The 20670-nt window shown below is 68.9% G+C and carries 19 protein-coding genes; 4 read left to right on the top strand and 15 right to left on the bottom strand.

Going from position 1 to position 20670, the window contains the following annotated elements:
* The first annotated feature begins 104 nt into the window (after positions 1-104).
* Positions 105-2207 carry a 3-hydroxyacyl-CoA dehydrogenase NAD-binding domain-containing protein gene (locus GORHZ_RS17170; RefSeq protein ID WP_006335093.1) on the top strand — a complete coding sequence of 701 codons (2103 nt, stop codon included), beginning with the start codon at positions 105-107 and terminating at the stop codon, positions 2205-2207.
* A 91-nt stretch (positions 2208-2298) separates the two neighbouring features.
* On the opposite strand, the gene GORHZ_RS17165 is transcribed toward GORHZ_RS17170, so the two are convergent.
* Entirely contained in the window at positions 2299-3048 is a 750-nt protein-coding gene (locus GORHZ_RS17165; protein ID WP_006335091.1) for an esterase/lipase family protein, read from the bottom strand.
* 168 nt (positions 3049-3216) lie between these two features.
* On the opposite strand from GORHZ_RS17165, the gene GORHZ_RS17160 reads away from it, so the two are divergent.
* The gene (locus tag GORHZ_RS17160; RefSeq protein WP_006335089.1) at positions 3217-4740 is read left to right on the top strand and encodes a wax ester/triacylglycerol synthase family O-acyltransferase; all 1524 of its coding nucleotides are present in this window, start codon (positions 3217-3219) and stop codon (positions 4738-4740) included.
* 7 nt (positions 4741-4747) lie between these two features.
* On the opposite strand, the gene GORHZ_RS17155 is transcribed toward GORHZ_RS17160, so the two are convergent.
* On the bottom strand, positions 4748-5437 hold the full coding sequence (locus GORHZ_RS17155; RefSeq protein ID WP_006335087.1) for a sulfocyanin-like copper-binding protein: 690 nt from the start codon (positions 5435-5437) through the stop codon (positions 4748-4750).
* A 5-nt stretch (positions 5438-5442) separates the two neighbouring features.
* Complete coding sequence (locus GORHZ_RS17150; protein ID WP_006335086.1) at positions 5443-5742, bottom strand: SHOCT domain-containing protein; 300 nt, start codon at positions 5740-5742, stop codon at positions 5443-5445.
* A gap of 164 nt (positions 5743-5906) precedes the next feature.
* Between GORHZ_RS17150 and GORHZ_RS17145 the strand changes: the two genes are divergently transcribed.
* Entirely contained in the window at positions 5907-6623 is a 717-nt protein-coding gene (locus tag GORHZ_RS17145) for a GNAT family N-acetyltransferase (RefSeq protein WP_006335078.1), read from the top strand.
* A gap of 4 nt (positions 6624-6627) precedes the next feature.
* Here GORHZ_RS17145 and hypE read toward each other — a convergent pair whose 3' ends face one another.
* From hypE to GORHZ_RS17085, 12 genes are read right to left on the bottom strand one after another with little or no spacing between them, the layout of a single operon-like run.
* Positions 6628-7689, bottom strand: a complete 1062-nt coding sequence (gene hypE / locus GORHZ_RS17140) for a hydrogenase expression/formation protein HypE (protein ID WP_006335077.1) — start codon at positions 7687-7689, stop codon at positions 6628-6630.
* Positions 7682-8788, bottom strand: a complete 1107-nt coding sequence (gene hypD, locus GORHZ_RS17135; protein ID WP_006335076.1) for a hydrogenase formation protein HypD — start codon at positions 8786-8788, stop codon at positions 7682-7684. The genes hypE and hypD overlap by 8 nt, the downstream gene beginning before the upstream one ends.
* The gene (locus GORHZ_RS17130; RefSeq protein ID WP_006335075.1) at positions 8785-9057 is read right to left on the bottom strand and encodes a HypC/HybG/HupF family hydrogenase formation chaperone; all 273 of its coding nucleotides are present in this window, start codon (positions 9055-9057) and stop codon (positions 8785-8787) included. The genes hypD and GORHZ_RS17130 overlap by 4 nt, the downstream gene beginning before the upstream one ends.
* Positions 9058-9060: 3 nt before the next feature.
* Positions 9061-11475 carry a carbamoyltransferase HypF gene (gene hypF, locus GORHZ_RS17125; RefSeq protein ID WP_006335068.1) on the bottom strand — a complete coding sequence of 805 codons (2415 nt, stop codon included), beginning with the start codon at positions 11473-11475 and terminating at the stop codon, positions 9061-9063.
* Positions 11472-12710 carry an NHL repeat-containing protein gene (locus tag GORHZ_RS17120; RefSeq protein WP_040532340.1) on the bottom strand — a complete coding sequence of 413 codons (1239 nt, stop codon included), beginning with the start codon at positions 12708-12710 and terminating at the stop codon, positions 11472-11474. Before GORHZ_RS17120 ends, hypF begins: the two co-directional genes overlap by 4 nt.
* Positions 12689-13600: a NifU family protein gene (locus tag GORHZ_RS17115; RefSeq protein ID WP_006335062.1), complete on the bottom strand. Its 912-nt coding sequence runs from the start codon at positions 13598-13600 to the stop codon at positions 12689-12691. The genes GORHZ_RS17120 and GORHZ_RS17115 overlap by 22 nt, the downstream gene beginning before the upstream one ends.
* Positions 13600-13959 (bottom strand): hypothetical protein, encoded by a 360-nt coding sequence (locus GORHZ_RS17110; RefSeq protein WP_006335054.1) that lies wholly within the window; start codon positions 13957-13959, stop codon positions 13600-13602. Before GORHZ_RS17110 ends, GORHZ_RS17115 begins: the two co-directional genes overlap by 1 nt.
* A gap of 3 nt (positions 13960-13962) precedes the next feature.
* On the bottom strand, positions 13963-15300 hold the full coding sequence (locus tag GORHZ_RS17105) for a tetratricopeptide repeat protein (RefSeq protein WP_006335053.1): 1338 nt from the start codon (positions 15298-15300) through the stop codon (positions 13963-13965).
* The gene (locus GORHZ_RS17100; RefSeq protein WP_006335052.1) at positions 15301-16167 is read right to left on the bottom strand and encodes a hydrogenase maturation protease; all 867 of its coding nucleotides are present in this window, start codon (positions 16165-16167) and stop codon (positions 15301-15303) included.
* Positions 16167-17798: a nickel-dependent hydrogenase large subunit gene (locus GORHZ_RS17095; protein WP_006335051.1), complete on the bottom strand. Its 1632-nt coding sequence runs from the start codon at positions 17796-17798 to the stop codon at positions 16167-16169. Before GORHZ_RS17095 ends, GORHZ_RS17100 begins: the two co-directional genes overlap by 1 nt.
* A 49-nt stretch (positions 17799-17847) precedes the next feature.
* Positions 17848-18819: an NADH-quinone oxidoreductase subunit B family protein gene (locus tag GORHZ_RS17090; RefSeq protein WP_006335050.1), complete on the bottom strand. Its 972-nt coding sequence runs from the start codon at positions 18817-18819 to the stop codon at positions 17848-17850.
* Positions 18819-19433 carry a DUF1641 domain-containing protein gene (locus GORHZ_RS17085; protein WP_006335049.1) on the bottom strand — a complete coding sequence of 205 codons (615 nt, stop codon included), beginning with the start codon at positions 19431-19433 and terminating at the stop codon, positions 18819-18821. Before GORHZ_RS17085 ends, GORHZ_RS17090 begins: the two co-directional genes overlap by 1 nt.
* Positions 19434-19613: 180 nt before the next feature.
* Between GORHZ_RS17085 and GORHZ_RS17080 the strand changes: the two genes are divergently transcribed.
* Positions 19614-20669, top strand: coding sequence for an AraC family transcriptional regulator (locus GORHZ_RS17080; protein WP_006335047.1), 1056 nt, complete (start codon positions 19614-19616; stop codon positions 20667-20669).
* Position 20670: the final 1 nt, after the last annotated feature.

Below are 20670 nucleotides of genomic sequence, written 5' to 3'. Positions count from 1 at the left end.
ACCCCCGGGCCGGAGCTCGGTGCACACACCGAGTCGGTGCGTGCGGAATTCAGCTGAGCTTCAACGGATCCAGTACACAGTCCCCCCACTGAGGAGAAAATCCTATGCACACCCAGAACCGCAATTTCGCCGTGACCCGGCAGGATGGCGTGGCCGTGCTGCGTCTCGACGTTCCCGACCGGACGATGAACGTCGTCGACGCATCCGTGATCGACGAACTCGCGGCAATTCTCGACACGATGCTGACCGATGACGACGTCCGCGGCATCGTGCTCACCTCGGGGAAGCCCGGCGCTTTCGGCGCCGGCGCCGATCTGAAATCGCTGCCTGAGTTGGCGAATGATCCCGGTACGACGGACTTCCTGGTCCGTACACATGCCCTGATGGAGCGGATGGCCGACTCCCCCAAGCCGATCGTGGCCGCCATCGACGGGTACGCGCTCGGCGGTGCACTCGAGATCGCACTAGGGGCGAGCACCATCCTCGTCACGCCGTCGGCTCGTCTCGGTCTGCCGGAGTCCACTCTCGGGCTGATCCCGGGTGGCGGTGGTACGCAATTGATCCTGCGACGGGTCGAACCCACCGTCGCCATCGAGATGATGGTCGCGGGCCGTACGCTGTCGGCCGAGAAGGCGGTCGCGGCGGGACTCGCCGACGACATCGTCGATGCGGACAGCCTGCTCGCGACCGCGATCGAGATCGCGAGCACCGGACAGACCACCCCCCGGCCGCACCCCACTCCGGATCCGAAGGTGGCGACCGAGGTCGAGGCGGCTGCCGCGGCCGTGCGGCGGCCACCGAGCGCGGGTGCTGCCGCCGCCCTGGTGCACCTTGTCAGCACGGGCCTCACCGTCGGTCGGTCCGCGGGTCTGGCCGCCGAACGCGAATCCTTCCTTCGGCTGTTGCGCGGAGACGAGAGTGCGGCGCTGATCCACATGTTCCACGTGGAGACCGACGCCAAGCGTCGTTTCCGTGGCACGTCGCTGCGCCCCACCACGATGGCCGTGGTCGGTGCCGGACAGATGGGCGCCGGCATCGCCGCGACGGCGGTCAGCCACGGCATCAACGCCATCGTCCGCGACATCGACGAAGGCCGCATCGCCGAGGCGCGCGACCGCGCCGCGAAGGCCGGCTCGGACGACACGCGCGCCGCATGGTCGGGCACCACCGACTGGGCCGGGTTCGCCGATGCGGACGCGGTTGTGGAGGCGGTGTTCGAATCGCCCGAACTCAAGCGCGACACACTCGCCCAGGTGGATGCGCAGGTGGGGCCGGACACCCTCATCACCACGAACACCTCGGCCATCCCGATTGCCGGTCTCGCCGACTCGGTGTCGCGTCCCGAACGCTTCCTCGGGACGCACTTCTTCTCGCCGGTCGAGAAGATGCCGCTCGTCGAGCTCGTGCCGCACGACGGCACCGCCGCGGCCTCGGTCGACCGCGCCGGTGCGATCGCCCGGGCGCTCGGCAAGCTTCCGGTGGTGGTGGCCGACTATCCCGGCTTCTTCACCTCACGCGTGTACGCACGTTGGCTGCTCGAGGGTCTGCGCCTGCTCGCCGACGGTGCCGATCCGGCGCTGATCGAGAAGGAGGCACGCGAGGTCGGTTTCCCCGTCGGCCCCCTGCAGGCGTCTGACGAGGTGACGCTGCAGCTGGTGATGGACGCCAGCATCGTCCAGGTCGCCGAACGCGTGTTGACCGACCGAGTCGACGTACCGGCCATCAAGGACCTCGCCAACCGGCTACTCGAGGCGGGCGTGCGCGGCAAGCGGTTCGGCCAGGGCTTCTACAGCTACCAGGATGGCCGACGGGCCGGAATCAACCCGGACGTCGTCGCGGTCGCGGCACCGGCCGGTGCCTCGGTTCCTGCGGGTGTCGCCGGGGAACGACTGCTGCTCGCGTTCGTCACCGAGTCTCTGCTCTGCTGGGACGACGCGACCCTGTGCCACCCCGACGACGGTGATCTCGCGGCAGTGCTCGGGATCGGGTTCCCGCGCGCACTCGGCGGGCCGTTCCATTGGATCGATCGTCAGGGAGCCGCAGCGGTGCTGGCACGGTGCCAGGCATTCGACGGCAAGGCATTCCCGGTCGGCGACACCTTGCCGCGATTGGCCGAGGTCAACGGTCGATTCACCGACGAGACCCGGCGGGACCGGCCCGGAACACCCGGTAGCCACCTGAGCGATCAGGTCGCAGAGCGCGTGTGATCCCACGCTGTTACTGACGGTTTGGGACGCCGGGTTCAGACCCGGCGTCCCAAACTCTTTCGTTACCGCACCAGCGGTGCGCCGCGGTGCGTCAGCGGTACGGCGCCCAGTCGCCTTCGCGCTGGGCGAGGCGGTCGGCGACGACACGCAGTGTGTCGATGTGATGAATCATGCCCATATGCGTACCGGTGACCTCGACGCTCTCGTTGAGAGGCGCGGGCGCGGACACGCATGACTGCCAGGCGACGACCCCGTCGGAGCGCGAGTAGACGCTGGTCGTGGGTACCGGCAGCGGTTCGGCCCGACGCTGCACCGCCTCCTCCGTGAAGAGCTCTTCGAAGGTCGCGCCTCGATTGACCAGCTGGTACAACTTCCAGGCCGGTGTCGTCGGCAGGTGCTCGTTGAACGGACTCGCGAGAGTGATGACCATACGGGTGTGGTCGGGGAAGGTGTGGCCCATCTCCCGGGCGTAGACGCCGCCGGCGCTCCAGCCGATGACGCTCACCCGTTGCCCGTAGCGTTCGTGCAGGTCGGCCATGAACCTCCCGAGGGCCGCAGTCCGCGCGGGTGTGATCGCACGGTTCCGGCCGAGTTGCCAGTCGTACACCCGATAGTTGAGTCGACGCAGGTGTCGCCGCAGAAAGGCGGTGGACTCGGGACCGGCCATGAACCCCGGCACGACGACGACGGGGTGGCCGTCACCGCGAGGCCAGCCGCGCAGGAACCGGGTCTGCACAACTGATGTGGCGAGCTCGAGGGGTGCCCGCAGTTCCCGGCGGGCCTCCCACAGCGTTGGGGTACGGGCACCGTCGGGCTTGTTGGGACTGGTCGGTTGGGACACTGTCGCTCCTTTTCGTCTGTGCAGTCCGCCGATGCACATCACACTCGCCCGTGGCGGGCGGGGGGTGACATGAGCGGGACGGCTATGCAATACTAAATCTAACGTCAGTTTCAGTTCTAGTCCACTCGATCGCCCCGCCGATCAGTTGTGGTGATTGGGAGAGGTATTATGCGCAGGCTCGGTGGCATCGACGCCGCATTTCTCGGGATGGAGACCCACGAGGTCCATGCTCACGTCGTCGCGGTATCGATCTACGACCCGTCGACGAGTCCGCACGATTTCGACGAAGACCACGCCAAGCGACTGCTCCTCAGCAAGCTCGACAAGATCCCGGCGTTCCACCGGCGGCTCGTCAACGTTCCCGGATCGTTCACCCTTCCCTACTGGATCGACGACCCCGACTTCGACATCGATGCGCATGTCTTCTCCCGGCAGATCGAGGCCCCGGGCGGACGCATGGAGCTCACCGCCGCCTTGACCGACATCAGTGAACGCGGCCTCGACCGGAACCGGCCACAGTGGGAACTCCACGTGCTCACCGGACTCGAAGGTGGGCGCGTTGCCCACGCGCTGAAGATGCACCACGCCGCGGTCGACGGTGCGACCGGAGTCGCCATCACCCAGACCCTCAACAGCCTCGACCCCGACGACGTCGAGATCGGGCCACCGGCGATCTGGCCCCCGGACTCGGTACCGTCGGCGTGGGAGATGCTGCGACGCGGTATCGGCGATACCGTCGGTACGGCCCGAACCCTCATCAGCGTCGAACGCGACATTCTGGGGCTGCTACCCCGAGTCGTGAAGGCCTTCATCGGCAGTGGCCCGGCCCCCGTCCGCACGGTGCCGCGGCTCTCGTTCAATCAGGCGATCTCCCCGAACCGCTCCCTTGCCTATACGCACCTCGACTTCGCCGCGGTCCGCGGCGTGAGCAAGGCCACCGGGACCACGATCAACGACGTCGTCCTCGCAATATGCGCGATCGCGCTGCGCGACTGGTTGACCCAGCGCGACGAGCTGCCCGACAAATCGGTGATCGCCGGTGTACCGGTATCCACCCGAGCCGCCACCGAGAGCACCGACAGCAACCAGGTGACGGCGGTCCTGGCCGCCCTCCCGGTGCATCTCGACGACCCGCTGGAGGTTCTGCGGCTCGTCGCCGCCGACATGGAACGGCAGAAGAAGGCGATCGGCGAAGCACCCGCCGACCTCACCGAGAAGATCGCCTCCCTGTTGCCGCCGATCGCGGTCGGCATCGGCGCCGCTCTCGTCGGCCTGACCCGGATGAACAACTTCGTGCCCATGCCGTTCAATCTGGGGATCTCGAACGTCCCCGGGTCACGGGAACCGCTCTACTGCACCGGAGCCCTGTTGGTCGGACAGTTCGGATTCGGCTTCTTCCCGCACGGTGCCGGCCTCAACATCACGCTCGACAGCCACGTCGACACCTTCGACATCTCCCTGATGACCTGCCCCGACCTCGTCGACAATCTCTGGGACCTTGCCGACGCGCTCCCGGCAGCGTTGACGACGCTGATGGAGGCCGTCGAGACACTCCCGGCCCCGCAGAAGGCCGTGCCGGCGAAGGCCGTGCGGGCAGTCGAAGCCCCGGTCAGCGACAAGAGCGGCGATGCCGAAGTGATCGTTGACGCCGTGTCCCGGCCAAGGAAAAAGCAGCCGGTCCAGACCCGGTAACCGCCGACTACGGGTTGGTCACGTCCAACTCCGCGTACATACCCGCGCCGTAGTGACCCGCGATGTTGCAGACCAGTTCGTAGCGTCCGGCCGGCAGGGTGATCGTGGTCCAGCCGGTCGATCCGGACGCGATTCCGTCCCCTTCGCCGGCGCCGCAGCTGAGCGATGCCTCGCCCAGACTGCCGGCCTCGTCGATCTTGCCGTCGGAGCCGACCGTACGCTGCCCGGGCTGTTGGTTCTCGGAGAGCGGAAGCACCACCAATTCGTGTGGCAGCCAACCGGAATTGAGCACACGGAAGCTGACCTCCCCGGCGGGCACCGAGGCCGGCGCGACGGCGATACGCATCATGCCCGGCCGGCCCATGATGCCCAGGTTCGGCCACTCCAACCGGCCCTGCGCCGGACCGTAGCCGCCGTTGCCGCGCGGACCCATCATGCCGCCCATGTCGGTGAGCGTGACATCGACGACGGTGCCGGGCAGATCCGGGGCACTGCACGACGACGACGTGTCGGGATAACCATTCCGGCCCGGGCCCATCATGCCGGGACCATAGGCTCCGCCCGGATATTGACCGTTGAAGGTCTGCGGCGCCGTGTTGTCGGGCCGGACGGCGTAGATGACCGCGGTGGTGCCGACACCCAGCACCAGCGCCGCGGTCACGATGGCCAGGATGGTTCGCAGACGGTGCGAACTCATCGCGGTCAACGGTGTTCCCGCAGCGCCGTCATGCGCTGCCGGTACTCGTCCTCGTCGATCTCGCCGCGCGCGAACCGTTCGGACAGCACTTCCTCGGCCCGGGGCTGCCCGGGGGGTGGCTGGGAGCCGGGTGCCTGGGGGCCGGGCGGCTGGGCTCCTCCGGCGTGGCGCGGACCGGTCAGATAGCGGACGGCCAGGACGATTGCGGTGATCACGACTGCCCAGAACACCACCATCAGGCCGGTCATCAGGATCCAGTCGCCCCAGCCCCAGTTGTTGCCCCACATGTGGTCGTCGTACCTCATCGCCGCAACCCCTTCTCCCGTCATCCGGTAGAACCCTGTGATTCCAGCGTGCACTCGGTATGCGGCTCTGTCGAGGGACGTTGGTCTATCCCTTGACCTGCGACGACGGGTACGCAACGTTTGTCCGATTCGCTACCGATATCGTCGTCAGGGTGGTCAGCAGCATGATCGGTGACTCGGACCCGACGTCGCCCGCACCCGACCAGGCCATCCTGGGCAATCCCGCCCTCGCGGCCCTGGTCGGTCCGCACGCCTCCTTCGCCGAGGGCCGCGGCAACGCGGTGCGCTACCACCCCGACGTGTGCCCGATGGCGGCGTTGCCGGACGATCCCACCGCCGAGGACTGGGCCGCGGCGGCCGTGCTCGTCGGGCCCGGCCACTCGATCTTTCTGCCGGTCGTGGCCGTCACCCCGCCCGACGGGTGGGGTGTGGTGATGTCGATACCCGGTGTCCAGATGGTCGACCGTGCCGTCGACGCCGCACCCGACGACGAGGCGATCGAGCTCACCGCGGCCGACGTCCCCGAGATGACGGAACTGGTGCGGCGCACCGAACCCGGCCCGTTCCGGCCGCGCACCATCGAGCTCGGCACCTACCTCGGTATCCGGCGCGACGGCCGGCTGATCGCGATGGCCGGGGAACGTCTTCGCCTGCCCGGCTGGACCGAGATCAGCGCGGTCTGCACCGACCCGGATTTTCGGGGTCAGGGTCTGGGCAGCCGGCTGGTACGGGCCGTCGCACACGGTATCCGGGGGCACGGCGAGACACCGTTCCTGCACGCGGCGGGCGACAACGTCGGAGCCATCCGGCTCTACGAGGCGATGGGCTTCGAGCTGAGTCGGCGGGTCATGTTCCAGGTGTTCACCGCTCCGGACCGATAGACCCTCAGCAGATCCGCGGCAGCTGCTCCCCCAGGTCCCGTTCGATGACCCGCGTGGTGCCGAAGGCGGTGCGGCCCACCACCATGCCGTGATGGTCGTCGACGGCCCGGCCGATCACCGTCGCACCGGCTCCTTCGGGGCGGGCACGCATGGCGGCAACCACCGCGTCGGAATGCTCCGGCGCGACAACGGCGATCATCTTGCCCTCGTTGGCGATCTGCAGCGGGTCGAGACCGAGGAATCCACACGCCGACGCCACCGCCTCGGGCACCGGGATGGCGGATTCGTCGAGCTCGATCCCGACCCCGGCGCCGCGGGCGAGTTCGGTGACCGCGGCGACCACCCCGCCGCGGGTCGGGTCACGCAGCGCGTGTACGTCACCGGCGGCGAGTGCGTCCTGTACCAGGAAACACAGTGCAGCGCTGTCTGTTTCGACGGTGGAGCCGAAGTCGATGCCCTCCCGGACACTGAGGATCGCGACGCCGTGTTCGCCGACCGGCCCGGATACGATCACATGGTCGCCGGGGTGGATGCGTTCGGGGTGCACGTCGACGCCGTCGGGGATCACTCCGATACCGGAGGTGTTGATGAACAGCTGGTCGGCCGATCCGCGCTCGACGACCTTGGTGTCGCCGGTCTCGATCCGCACACCGGCCTTCCTGGCGGCGGCACCCATCGTCTGCGCCACCCGGCCGAGCACCAACAGCTCGAGACCCTCCTCGAGGATGAAGCCGGCGCTGAGCGCCAACGGCATCGCGCCGCTGCAGGCGAGGTCGTTGACGGTTCCGTTGACCGCGAGCTCTCCGATGCTCCCGCCGGGAAAGAAAAGTGGCTGCACCACATAGGAATCGGTGGTGAATGCGATACGGCCGGCGTCGACCGCGAGTGACACCGAATCGCGCGCCGCGCCCGACCGCCCACCGAACGCGGGGACGAAGAGGTTCTCGATCAGTTCCTCCGACAGCACGCCACCGCCGCCGTGACCGAGCACGATCCGTTCGGTGTCGCGCAAGGGTAGCGGGCAGGACCAGGATTCGGGGTCGGCGATCGTCGGCTGGTCAGACATGACCGGCTCCGATGGTGAGCCGGCGGAAGTGATAGTAGGCGGCGCACGCACCCTCGCTGGACACCATGGTGGCGCCCAACGGATTCCGCGGGGTGCAGGTCTTGCCGAACGCGGGGCACTCGTTGGGTTTCAGCATGCCCTGCAGGACCTCACCGGCGTGACAGTCGGCCGACTCGGATACTTCGAGATGCCCGACGCCGAATCGGATTTCGGCGTCGAAGGCGGCGTACCTCTTGGACAGTGCCCAGCCGGATTGCGGGATCATCCCGATCCCCCGCCACTGCCGGTCGACGACGGTGAACACATCGGCCAGGGTCTGCTGGGCGACGGTGTTCCCGGCCGCGCTCACCGCACGCGGGTAGGCGTTGCGCAGTTCCGGGGTGCCGGTTTCCAGGAGGTCGACGGCCTGCCGTACCCCTTCGAGCAGATCGAGCGGTTCGAATCCGGTCACGACGATCGGCACGCGGTATCGCTCGACAAGGGGGCCGTACTGGTCGGTGCCCATCACCGAGCACACGTGGCCGGCGGCGAGGAAACCCTGCACCCGGTTGGTCGGTGACGACAGGATCGCGGTCATCGCCGGCGGCACCAGGACGTGGGAGACCAGCATGGAGAAGTTGACCAGCCCGAGTCGTTGGGCGTGCAGCACCGACATGGCGTTGGCCGGGGCGGTGGTCTCGAACCCGACGCCGAAGAAGACGACCTCCTTGTCGGGGTTGTCGGCGGCGATGCGTACCGCGTCGAGTGGCGAATAGACCACACGCACATCGCCGCCGCGGGCGCGCACGGAGAACAGGTCCTCGCGGCTGCCGGGGACGCGCAGCATGTCGCCGAAGGAACAGAAGATCACCTCGTCGCGGGCGGCGATCGTCAACGCCCGGTCGATGACCTCCAGCGGGGTCACGCACACCGGGCAGCCGGGGCCGTGGATGAACTCGACGACACCGTCGAGGAGCTGGTCGATGCCGTTGCGGATGATCGAATGGGTCTGTCCGCCACACACTTCCATCAGGGTCCACTGCCGGGTGGCGCGGTCGCGGATCTGCTCCACCAGAGCGTGGGCGGCGACCGGGTCGCGGAACTCGTCGAGGTACTTCATGCCGATCGGCCCTCTTCGAGCGGCTCGGACCCGAGTTCCTCGTCGAGGATGCCGAGGTCGGCGAACATCTGCAGCGTCTCCTGCGCGGAGGCCTCGTCGAGGCGGGTGATGGCGAAACCGGCGTGCACGATGGTGTATTCGCCGACCTCCATGTCGGGCAGATAGGCCAGGCACACGGTCTTGCTGACGCCGGAGAAGTCCACCGTCGACATCCGGGTGCCCGCCTCCTCCCAGATGTGCGTCACCCGCCCGGGAATTCCCAGACACATGGGCTACTCCTCTCCTCGGCTGGTCGGCCGTTCGGCACGTGCGGCGAGGGTGGCCGCGGCCACACACGCCTGCCCGAGTGCCAGACCTCCGTCGTTCGGCGGCACGGTCGCATGAGTGAGGACCCACAATCCCCGTTGTTCCAGTGTCGCGCCGATGCCACGACGTAGGGCGGTGTTCGCGAAGACGCCTCCGGTCAGGCCGACCGTGTTGATGCCCAGTGTGTGGGCGGCGTCGGTGGCGACACGCACCGATGCGTCGATGACCCACTGCTGGAATGTCGCCGCCAGGTCGGCGCGGCCGCGGCCGGCGCGGAGTCCGGCGGACAGGTGGGCGATGATGTGGCGATGGTCGAGGGTGCCCGGGGTCGGTTCCTGGTCGATGGCCATGCGGTCGAGGGCTGCGGAGTCGGGGACACCGTGGCGGGCGCAGGCCTCGAGTTCGATGGCGGCCTGCCCCTCGTAGGTGACGTGTGCGCAGATCCCGAGCAGCGCCGATACTCCGTCGAACAGGCGGCCCATGCTGGTGGTGGTCGGGCAGCCGAGGCCTTTCGCGCGTTGCTGGGCGATGATGCGCAGGCCCAGGTCGCCGACCGTCGTGGCGGGGTGCAGGTCGTCGAGGCCACCGATGCCGCTGCGCCACAGCAGGTCCAGGGCGATGCGGGACGGTTCGCGGACCGCGTTCTCGCCGCCGGGTAGGGCGAATTCCGCCAGGTGGGCGACACGGGTGAACACGCTCGGGTCGGTGCCCAGGGCGAGGAACTCGCCGCCCCAGACGACGCCATCGGTGCCGTAGCCGGTGCCGTCGAAGGTCAGCACCACGGCGGGGGTGCCGAGCAGTCCGTGTTCGGCCAGCAGCGACACCGCATGCGCGTGGTGATGCTGGACCTCGATGACCTCGCGTCCGCCGGCTGCGCGGTGCGCCCAGGCGGTGGTGGCGTAGCGCGGGTGCATGTCGCAGGCGATCGCAGCGGCGGTGACGGCCGTCATCTGCTGCAGATGGTCGAGGGCGTCGGTGAACGACCGCTGGGTCCGCGGGTCGGACATATCGCCGAGGTGCGAGGACATGTGTGCGTGTCCGTCGCGGCCGAGGAGGCAGAACGTCGTCTTGAGGTCGCCCCCGGTGGCGACGAGCGGGACCGGTGATGCGACGCCGGTGACCGGCATGGGCGCATAGCCCCGGGATCGGCGGATCGGGATGATCGCGGCCCCGTCGGCAGTGTCCCCGTCTGTAGTGTCCCCGTCTGTAGTGTCCCCGTCTGTAGTGTCCCCGTCTACTCGGACGACGGAATCCTCGCAGGGCACGACGATCCGCCGGTCATGGGTGAGCACGGCGTCCGCGATCCCGTCGAGACGATCGTCGATGTCACTGTCGCGGAACAGGATCGGTGAGCCGCTGGTGTTGGCCGATGTCATCACCAGGGGCAGGGGCCCGAGCCGGTCGAACAGCAGGTGGTGGATCGGGGTGTAGGCGATCATCACCCCGAGGTCGGCGAGGCGGGGTGCGACGGCATCGGCGGCCAGGCTCCCGGCGGCCCGGCTCCCGGCATTCCGCGGTGCGATGACGACCGGCGCGGTCGGTGCGGCGAGGGCTTGGCGAGCGGCGTGGTCGAGTTCGACGAGCCGGGCGGCCTCGTCGAGGCCGCCGACCATGATGGCGAACGGCTTGTCCGGGCGGCCCTTCCGGCTGCGCAGGAGTTCGACGGGTTCATCGAGGTCGGCGCGGCAGGCCAGGTGGTAGCCGCCGATACCCTTGATCGCCACGATCTTCCCTGCGCACAGTGCGGTGGCGGCGGCGGTGATCGGGTCGTCGCCCGGCATGTGGCCGGGGACGGGGCGGCCGGCGATGCCGCGGAACTCCAGGCGTGGGCCGCAGTCAGGACAGGCGATCGTCTCGGCGTGGTAGCGGCGATCGGTGGGATCGGTGTACTCGCGCCGGCACGCCTCGCACATGGTGAAAGCGGCCATCGTGGTGGCGTCACGGTCATACGGCAGGTCGGTGATGACGGTGTAGCGGGGGCCGCAGTCGGTGCAGGTGATGAACGGGTGCCCGTACCGGCGGTTGCCGGGGTCGTGTAGTTCGGCCAGACAGTTCGGGCAGGTGGCGACGTCGGACGGAATGATGGTGCGCGCCGCGCCGCCCGCGCGGCTGGTGGCGATCACGAATCCGGAGTCGTTGCGGCACTGGAGTTCTGCGGTGACCACGGCATCGACCCGGGACAGCGGGGTCGGACCTGCACCGACCTCGGCGATCGCGGCGGCCACGGCGTCGGCGGCGCCCTCGAATTCGCAACGTACCACCCCGGATTCGTTGCTGACGCTGCCGGTCAGGCCGCGTCGGGCGGCGATCCGGGCGACCGCGGGCCGGAAACCGACGCCCTGGACGACGCCGGTGACCTCCACCTGCATGCGTACGGTCATCCTCGCTCCCAGACGACGACGCGGTTGTTGCCGGAGTCGGCGATGGCCATCCGGTTGCCGTGCCGGTGGATGCCGTAGGGCCAGCAGAGGGTGTCGCGGTCGACGGCGTCCCACCGGTTCTCTCCGTTGGCGGCCGTGCTCGGCTGCGCGAGCACCCCGTCGGCGTCGCCGACGACGCCCGCGTGCGCGGCGTCGGACCAGCCGGGTTGGTCCCACAGCAGGATGCGGTTGTTGGCGGTGTCGGCCACCGCGAGTTCGCCGCCGGCGACGGTGAGCGCGTAGGGGAATCGCAGGCCGTGCGCGGTTTGCGGGGCGTAGGGGAATTCGGTGGCGGTGTGGAAGTCGGGCTGCCCGAGGACGAGGTCGGCGTCGGTCCCTTCGCGACGCTCGCAAGCTCGCTCCTCAGGGAGCAGAGGGGTGCTCCAACCGAGGATGCGGTGGTTACCGGCGTCGGCAACGAGCAGAGTGCCGGCGAGGTCGGCGATGGCGTGTGGCCAGCGGAAGGAGCACGGTCCGGCGGGGCCTCCGCGGTTCTCCTCGCGCGCTGTAGCATCGGGCTGCCCGAGGACGACGTCGGCGGGCTGGTCGGGGCCGGTGGGGATGCCGTCGAGCCAGCCGAGGACGCGGCGGTTGCCGGTGTCGGCAACCCAGAACCCGTCGTCGACGATCCCGACCCCGAACGGCCAGTAGAAGCTGGTGGCATCGGGAGCGCCGCCGCGGTTGGGCTCGACACCGGTCCGATCGGACTGTCCGAGAACGAGGTCGGCGGGCCGGGAGGTGGTGGGGATGTCGTGCCAGATCAGGATGCGGTGATTCCAGGCGTCGCAGACGATGAGCGCGCCGTAGTGAACGAGCACCCCGGTCGGTAGTTGCAGCCCGTTCTCGGAGCCGGTGCCACCGTCGTTCGCGGTGTCCTCCGCCCAACTCGACTGCCCCAGCAGCACGTCGGCGGGTCGGTGATCGCCGGTCGGCGGCCCGTGCCAGATCAGCACCCGGTGGTTGCCGGTGTCGGCGACCACGAGGAGGTCGTCGTCGAACCAGACGCCGCGCGGAGCGTACAGAGTGTCGGCGGCGGGCGTCGCGGACGGCAACGCGAGCCCGCCTGGTGCGGGTGCGCCCAGCCAGGTGCCGGCCCGCCACCCGCGCGCGTCTGCTGCGGCGGCCGGGGAGGGTGTCGCACCCGGACGCTGCGCCCGCACCGAGACGGTGCGGGTCACCCGTGTAGCCGCACCCATACCCGGTCCCCGTCCACACGTACCGGCCGCTGCTCGAGCGCGGCACCCGGCAGGCTCATGCACTCACCGTCGGTCGCGTCGTAACACAATGCATGCCACGGGCAGGTCAGGGTGCCCTCGCGTTCGTCGATGAGCGCGTCGTCGAGCGGAAGTCCTTGATGGGCACAGACATTCAGGAACGCGGTGAGCGTGCCCTCCAGGTTCACGACGATGATGTCCTCACTGGCACCATACGGATCGGTCAGGGTCCGCGCGACGAGCTCACCGCGCGGGATCTCCCCGACGGCCGCGGCGTCGATCCACCCGGTGTCCGAGGCACGAACGGTGATGTCCCCCAACGGGATGAACGCGGCCGGCGTCTGCGGTTCCGGCTCGACGAGTTCCACCGCATCGATCGCGGGCACCGCTGACACGATCGCCTCGGTCACCGTGTCCCGCAAGGTCTGCTCCGACATCGAGCAGCCGTCGCACGCCCCGGACAGCCGGACGTAGGCGACGCGCTCGTCGACCCGCACGACCTCGACGCCGCCGCCGTGGGCGCCGATCATCGGTTCCACCGCGACCACGGCCTGCCGCGCGGCGGTGAGCGGGTCGGGCCGGATGATGCCGTGCACCATCAGCGCCAGCCGCACCACCGGGTCGTCGACGATGTCGAAGAGCAATTCGCGGCCGCGGTCGTCGTCGCGCAGCGCGCGCACGATGGTGGTGAGTGCGGCCTTGTTCAGGTTGTCGAGAGCGCCGCGCAGCTGTTCGGCGACGTCGCGGTGTTCGGGTGGGAGGTCGGCGACCTTGGCGGCGGCATCGTCGACGGCCCGGGCCAGGTCCTCCATGCCGGGAGCCTGTTTGTCGTGGGCCGCCGGGGTGGTGGGACGTTCCTGCTGTGTGGTCATCAGCCGTACCTCTGTGCCTTGTGCATGGCCTCGGTCACCTTGTTTCGCAACAGGTCCGCGAACGCCATCCGCGCCGCGGTGGCCAGCACGTCGGCGACGGTGCCGGACAGGTTGATCTCGACCGGCCGGCGGCTCAGCGCCTCGAGCACGAAACAGGAGCCGGCCGGGTCATCGAGGCAGTTGTCGGCGAACACCGAGTCGACGAACTGCGACAACCAGATTCCGTCGCCGTCGGGGTCGGCGGCGAGCCGTTCGAGGGCCGCGTCTCCCCCGCCGCAGCGTTGCACGATGCGTTCGGCGAAGGACTCGGCGGCCGTCGCCATCAGCAGGTCGAACTGCATGCGCGCGAAGTTGTCCACGGCTCAGCCCTCCGCCTCGGCCGGAATGTCGGGCGCACTGTCAAGCGCTGTGTTGAGGGCCTGGGTGCGGGCGATCTCGTCGAGCACGCCGCGCACAGCGCGGACCATGTCGTCTGCGCCGGCGGTCTCGAAGAGGTAGCGGGCCTCGTGCAGGGCGGCGGTGGCGTCGGCGAACATCCCGAGGTGGGCCAGCACGTTGCCCTGGTTGGCGAGCACGCGGCCGTAGCCGAGCGGATCGCGGTCGGGGTCGCGGGTCGCAAGCACCTCGCCGTACAGGTTGACCGCCTCCACGAGGTTGTCCTGCTGATGTCCGCTGGGCGCGTAGACCAGCGCGTTGGCGAGGTTGACGCTGGTGGCCGCCCATTCGGCGGGGTGATCGTCGCGGGTGTAGACGCGCAACGCCTTGCGCAGCGACTGGGTGGCGACAGCGACCCGCAGCTGGTCGGAGGCACGCAGCATCGGCATCGTCAGGTAGACCGCGGCGAGGTCGACGTGTGCGGCCGCCCAGGTGAGCGGCGCCTCCACGGATTCGATGGCCTGCAGACAGGATTGAAACTGGGCGGCGGCATCCGCGAGCGGCGCATCTGTCTCGGCGGCGTGTTCGTGCAGTAGTTGCCCGAGCGCGAGATGCATCTCGGCGCGGGCGACCCGCAGGTCGGTGTCGGCCAGGAACTCGAGGGCCGTGCGCAGATCGGTGATCGCGTCGGTGCCGCGTCCGCACTGTCGCAGGGCGTCGGCACGGGCGGCGAGGATCAGTGCGTGCAGCGCGGGGGAGTCGTCGGAGTCGTCGGCGGCGATGTCCAGCAGCCCGACGACCTCGGCGGGGTCGTCGGCCTCGGTGGCCAGCGCGGCGGCGACCAGCGCTCGGACCTCGGCGGGGGCGGCGAGGTCGATGGCGGGGATCTCGGCCTGGCCGAGGTGAGCGAGGACCAGTTGCGCGTAGCTTGCCCACGCTGGGTCTATCCGCCGCCGGAGGCGTTCGAGGTCGACGCGTTCGGGGGCGAGGGCGGCGAGGTTGAGCCAGTCGAGCGGATGATCGGTGGTCTGGGCCCGCGCGTCGAGGAGTTCGACGGCCTGGTCGAACTGCCCCGCGTAGGCGGCGCCGACGCCGGCCAGCTCCGGCGGCCACGACACCGGTCGGTGGCCGGACACCAATTGTGCACGCAGAGAGACGAAGTCGTCGCCGAGGATGACCAGCAACCCGGCCGGATAGGCGAAGACGCCGATCGGCTGAACGTCGACGGGAGGATCGGGTGACGTCGTCGGTGGTGGAGGCGTCGCGGTCCGCGGCAGGTGCGGCTCGAGCGCGTCGTCGCCGGTGAGAATCTGAACTCTCGCCATCTACTGATCTCCCACCCGAAGACGTGCCGTCTTGCTGTCGTCGTCCCACCGTAGCGGGAAACGTCCCACCGGGAGGGCACGTTCGGCATCGTCGAAGACGTGGTGGATGAGGGTGGCGCGGTCGCCGGCCGCGTTCCGCTGTTTGAGGAGCAGACCACCCGCGGCGGTGGAGTGTAGCGGGTAGAGCACCAGGTCGTCGCCGTCGCAGCGGGCGGCGACCGAGTCGGCGGGGAAGAACCGGGCGGCGACGTCGGCGTCGAGGTGCAGGCCGCCGTCGCCGGTGATCTCGGCGTACGGGTCGTCGAGGTCGCCGGCGCGCGGGTAGCTGTCGGTGATCATCGTGACGACGCGCTCGGCCGCGGCCTGCACCCGCGGGGTCAGTGCGTCGGCCGGGATCAGGCTCTCGACCTCGACGAGGTACACGGTGATGTCGGTCGGGCACATGTCCCCGAGCATCCAGCGGGCGAAGCCGAGCGCGTGATCCCACCGGAAGGAGTGGGTGTGCACCCCGGGATCGGGGCCGATGTCACCGAGCTGCTCGCCCGGCAACCGGAACACGGTGCCGGGCTCCGAACCGGTGTTGGCGGCGTCGACGATGATCACCCGCTGCGCACCCCGCAACGCGAACGCCACATCCATGCCGGCGGTGCCACCGTCGACGAGCCGCACCCCGTCGTGCAGCCCGCGGCGGTCCCAGAGCCAGCGGATCACCAAGGGGCCCAGCGCATCGTCGCCGCGCAGCAGGTTGCCGCAGCCGACCACGACGAGGTCGACCGGCTCGGGTGGGTTGGGGTCATCGGCCAGCAGGTCGCTGGGGGCGGAGTTCCGCGCCGGGGTTGTGTGATCCGATGCTGTCGATGGCGGCATCAGAGCATCGAGTTCACCACGAACTTCGACATCTCCTTGCCGGTCTTCGCGTCGTAAGCGTGCACGGTGCACACCAGGCACGAGTCGAAGGACCGGGCGACGTGACCGAGTTCGACGGGATCGTTGATGTCGTGGATCGGGGTGCCGACCAGTGCCTGCTCGATCGGGCCGAGCACGCCGTCCTTGTCGCGCGGGCCGATGTTCCAGGCGGTCGGGGTGACCACCTGATAGTTGGCGATCTTGCCCTTGTCCAGGACGATCCAGTCCGACAGCGCACCGCGTGCGGCCTCGGTGGACCCGAATCCCTTGCCCGACTCCGGTTCCACGGGCTTGCTGTAGAAACTCTCCTGCAGGTCGATCTCGTCGAGCCAGCCGCGTGCCCACTTGTAGTACTTGGGTGCCTCGTGCATGCGGGCGAGCTGGCGGACGAAGACGCTCGGGCCGATCGTGTCGATCAGGTTCTTGAACAGCGGGTCGTCGTCCTGATGGGGTCCCGCACCGGGTGCCGACGCCGCGATCCGGCGGGCGAGCGGTCCGGCCTCCAGCGGGATGCCGGTGCCGGTGCCGAACACGTCGTAGCGCGGTGACTTGGCGAAGGAGTACTTGCCGGCCGACTTGCCCTTCTCCGGGTCGATCGGGTCGGTCTCCCCTTCCCACGGATGCAGTGCCCGGCTGCCGTTGTAGAAGGAGTGCGTCACGTCCTCGGCGACCTTGAGGTGATCGAACTCGTGGTACTGGCCGGCGACGTAGACGCCGGATCGGTTGATCAGCGCCGCATTCCGGCCCTCGACGGTGGGCTGTTCGTAGAGTGACGGCTCGAAGTAGGTGCCGGTCGCAAGGTAGTTGCCGACACCGGCGCCGTACTTGTCGAGGCCGACGTCGAGGCAGTAGCGGATGAAGAAGCCACAATCGGAGTTGTAGTGCGCGGCGTCCTCTTCCACCCAGGCGAGCACGTCCTCCCAGGTCTTGTTCTCCAGCCAGCGGTCGACGCTGCAGCCGAGCCAGTGCTTCTCGAGCCAGTTGTCCTTCCAGTGCTCGAGGATCGCGATGGAGCGGGTGACGTCGGCCAGCGTGGGTGCGCACATCACGCCGCCGGGCACCATGAACGACGAATGCGGCCACTGCCCACCGAAGATCGCGTACACCTCGACCGGCTTTCCCGACAGCACCACGCCCGGTTGATAACTGGTGCCGGTGTAGATGGTGAACCGGCGGCATGCCTCCTCGTAGAGCTCCGACCCGGAGTACTTGGGGTGGGTGAGGTCGATGGCGAACAGGGCGTAGAAGTAGCGCGGGATGCTCTGCAGGGTTTCGCAGGCCTGCCCGATGTTGCGGATCAGGGTGGCGTTGTGCGGCATCGTCGTCTGCCAGGCGGTGTCGAGGGCATAGGACGCCTTGTACAGGTGGCTACCACCGCAGATACCGCAGATCCGCGGGGTGACGATGAGCCCGGCCTGCGGGTCCTTGCCGCGCAGGATCATCTCGAAGCCGCGGAACATCGCGGCCTGTGTCCATGCCGACGTCACCACACCGTCGTCGATGTGCACCCGGACGTCGAGGTCGCCCTCGACCCGGCCGAGCGGGCTGACGAAGAGGTCGATGGAGACCTGCGGTTCGGAAGTTGTTGTCATGGTGCCCTTCTCGGCATCGGTCGGAGGTGGACGGGGGTGGGGCCGGTGCTCAGACGACGAACATGTCCTCTTTGCTCCATCTCGGGGCGGCGACCCGGGCCGCAGCCGCCTGCGCCATGTAGGTGAGATGGTCGGTTCCCTCGGGTACCTCCTTCGGGATGGTGCCGCTGACCTTCTGGGTTTTGAACACGGTGCCCGGCGCGAGATCGAAGAACGGGAACTCGGGTTCGGTGCACCCGGTACACGGCATGCCGGCGCGGGTCTTCGACGACTGCCGGTTCCACAGGATGCGGTTGCACGGCGAGTGTGTCATCGGTCCGCGGCAACCGAATTCGTAGAACAGGCAGCCGGTGCGGGTGCCCTCGCCGAACGCCATCGTCGACTGCTTGTAGTCGAAGAACTGCACCCGGGTGCAGCCGGTCTGCGTGAAGGACTTGAAAAACGTTTGCGGACGATGTAATTCGTCGAGTTCGATGTCGCCGGCGCGCCCGGTCGCGAGCGCCACGAGGATCTGGGTGATCCAGTCCGGGTGGGCCGGGCAGCCCGGGATGTTGATGATCGGCAGGCCCGACTTCGACTTCCAGTCCGCGCCCAGGAATCCACCGCGGTTGCGTTTGTGGAACTGCATGCCCGTGGAGTCGCTGGGGTTGGGTTCGGTGGCCGGGATGCCGCCCCAGCAGGCGCAGTCGCCGATGGCGACGACCACCGACGCGGCGTTGGCCAGTTCGGTGACCCAGTCCTTCATCGGGCGTTCGGCGAACATGTCGTAGCGGCCACTGCCGTCGGGGCCCTCGATGACGGTGCCCTCGAACACGAAGATGTCCAGTGGCCGTTCCCCGGATGCGCAGTCGCGGAAGATCTTCTGCGCCTGGTCACCGAGTTCGAGACCCAGCGACGGATGCCACAGCACCTCGAGACCGAAGTCGACGATCAGGTCGACGACGCTCGGTTCCTCGGCATTGAGGAAGGACATGGTGTTGCCCGAACATGCGCCGCCCTGGAACCACAGCACCGATGCCATCAGCGCACTCCTTCGCTTGCCTGAGGTGAATGGGATCGACCGGCATCCGAGTTCAGGCCCGGTGGCGGCTGGGACGAGGACGCCCCCAGCGCCTTCGCGACACCGACGAGATAGCCGAGCCCGGCCCGAACCTGCTTGTCGCGCAGACCGCCGAGCACGCCGCGCATGGTCGTCGGCGTTCGTCCCGCCCGGTAGGCGACGTCCGCCGACGCCAACGCGCCGCCGAGACGTCCGACGGCGCCGACGGTGTCCGGGGAGAACACCCCGGAGTCCTTGAGCGTGCCGAGCGCGGGGGTCACGTCGGCGGCGAGTTCCATCGCGGTGCGCAGGGTGCGGCCGATCTCGGTGAGGTCGACCGCGGCGAACGGGCTGTCGTCGGCCTCGACGGTGGCGCGCAGCTCGGTCAGCGCGTCGACGAGCGTGTTGGACAGATCGTCGCCGCGCTGGAGGAGACCGTCGAGACCCTCGACGAGGACGGCGAGCAGGTCGGCGTGGTCGAGGAGCGAGAGCAGCGCATCGGCGACCTCGGGTTCGGCCATGCGGTCCGCGAGGGCCTTACGACGCTGCTCGGCGGCGTCGGCGTCGTCGTTCACCAGGGACACCACTGTGGTCATGGATCCTCCATAAAGGGGCCTGGTGCACCGTGGGTATCCGGAAATGAGACCCCGATCACACGAACCGTAGTACCGCGCGACGAGGCTTCACAATCGCGAATCCGCAGCGGTTGTCCAAATCCCGCAAACTCCTTGTCCATCGCGCGAAAGCCCGCACAATGGATACCCGAAGGAGGTGCGATGTCGGTTCTGCACAATCCGCGCCGCGTCAACGCACTCCGCACGAGCAATCCGGTACAGCGTCGGGTGCGTCCGCGCGGTGTGCCGCCGGCGCTCGAACACCGGCCGATCCTCGACACCGACGACCTCGCCGCCGCCCGCCAGGAGCTGCCGCGCATCTTCGGCGTCGACACGATCGACGTGACGATCAGCGGCGACCACGCGTTTCATGCCGTCGTGCACGGCGTCCGGACCCGCGACATCTCGCTGCTCTATCTCGACCTCGCGGCCGCCGAGCTTCACATCCCGCGGCACGGCGACCACTACGGCGTCTACATGCAGATGAGCGGCTCGACCGACTGGCGCGTCAACGGGGAGGCGGTCACGACGTCGGCAACGCATGCGATGGTCTCCAACCCGGGTGATCAGCTACAAGGGGTGCCGGGGATCGACTCCACGCTGCTGGTGCTGCTGTTCGGCGCGATCCGCACCAACGCGTACCTGTCGCGGCTGCGTGGGCGGGCGGTGCACGATCCCATCCGGTTCGGCCCCGGCTTCGACCTCACCGGCGACGCCGCGTCACGCTGGCACAGTGCGGTGCAGCTGCTGACCACCGAACTCTTCTATTCGGCGTCGCTGCTGCACCAGGGTGTGGGTGTGGGGGCGGTGGAGGAACTGTTGGTGTCCACGCTGCTGTATGTGCAGCCCTCGACCTACCGTGACGATCTGGTCGCGCAACCGCATCCGGTGGCCCGGCGGACTGTGCGCAAGGCGATCGACTACATCGACGGGCATCTCGCCGAACGCATCGCCATGGCCGACGTCGTGGAGGCGGCCGGCGTGAGCGAGCGGTCGCTGCAGCAGGGGTTCCGCGAGGAACTGCACACCACGCCGTCGGCCTACATCCGCAACTGCCGGCTCGACCGCGTGCACGACACCCTCGCCGATTCGCTGCCCACCGACGGGGTCACCGTCTCCGACGTCGCGCTGAACTGGGGTTTCACCCACCTCGGCAACTTCGCCGCCGCCTACCGGGAACGCTTCGGCGAGGCCCCGTCGCAGACGCTGCGGAGGTGAA

The sequence above is a fragment of the Gordonia rhizosphera NBRC 16068 genome (assembly GCF_000298195.1).
Taxonomy (GTDB): Bacteria; Actinomycetota; Actinomycetes; order Mycobacteriales; family Mycobacteriaceae; genus Gordonia; species Gordonia rhizosphera.
This window is presented reverse-complemented; position numbering and strand designations above follow the sequence as displayed.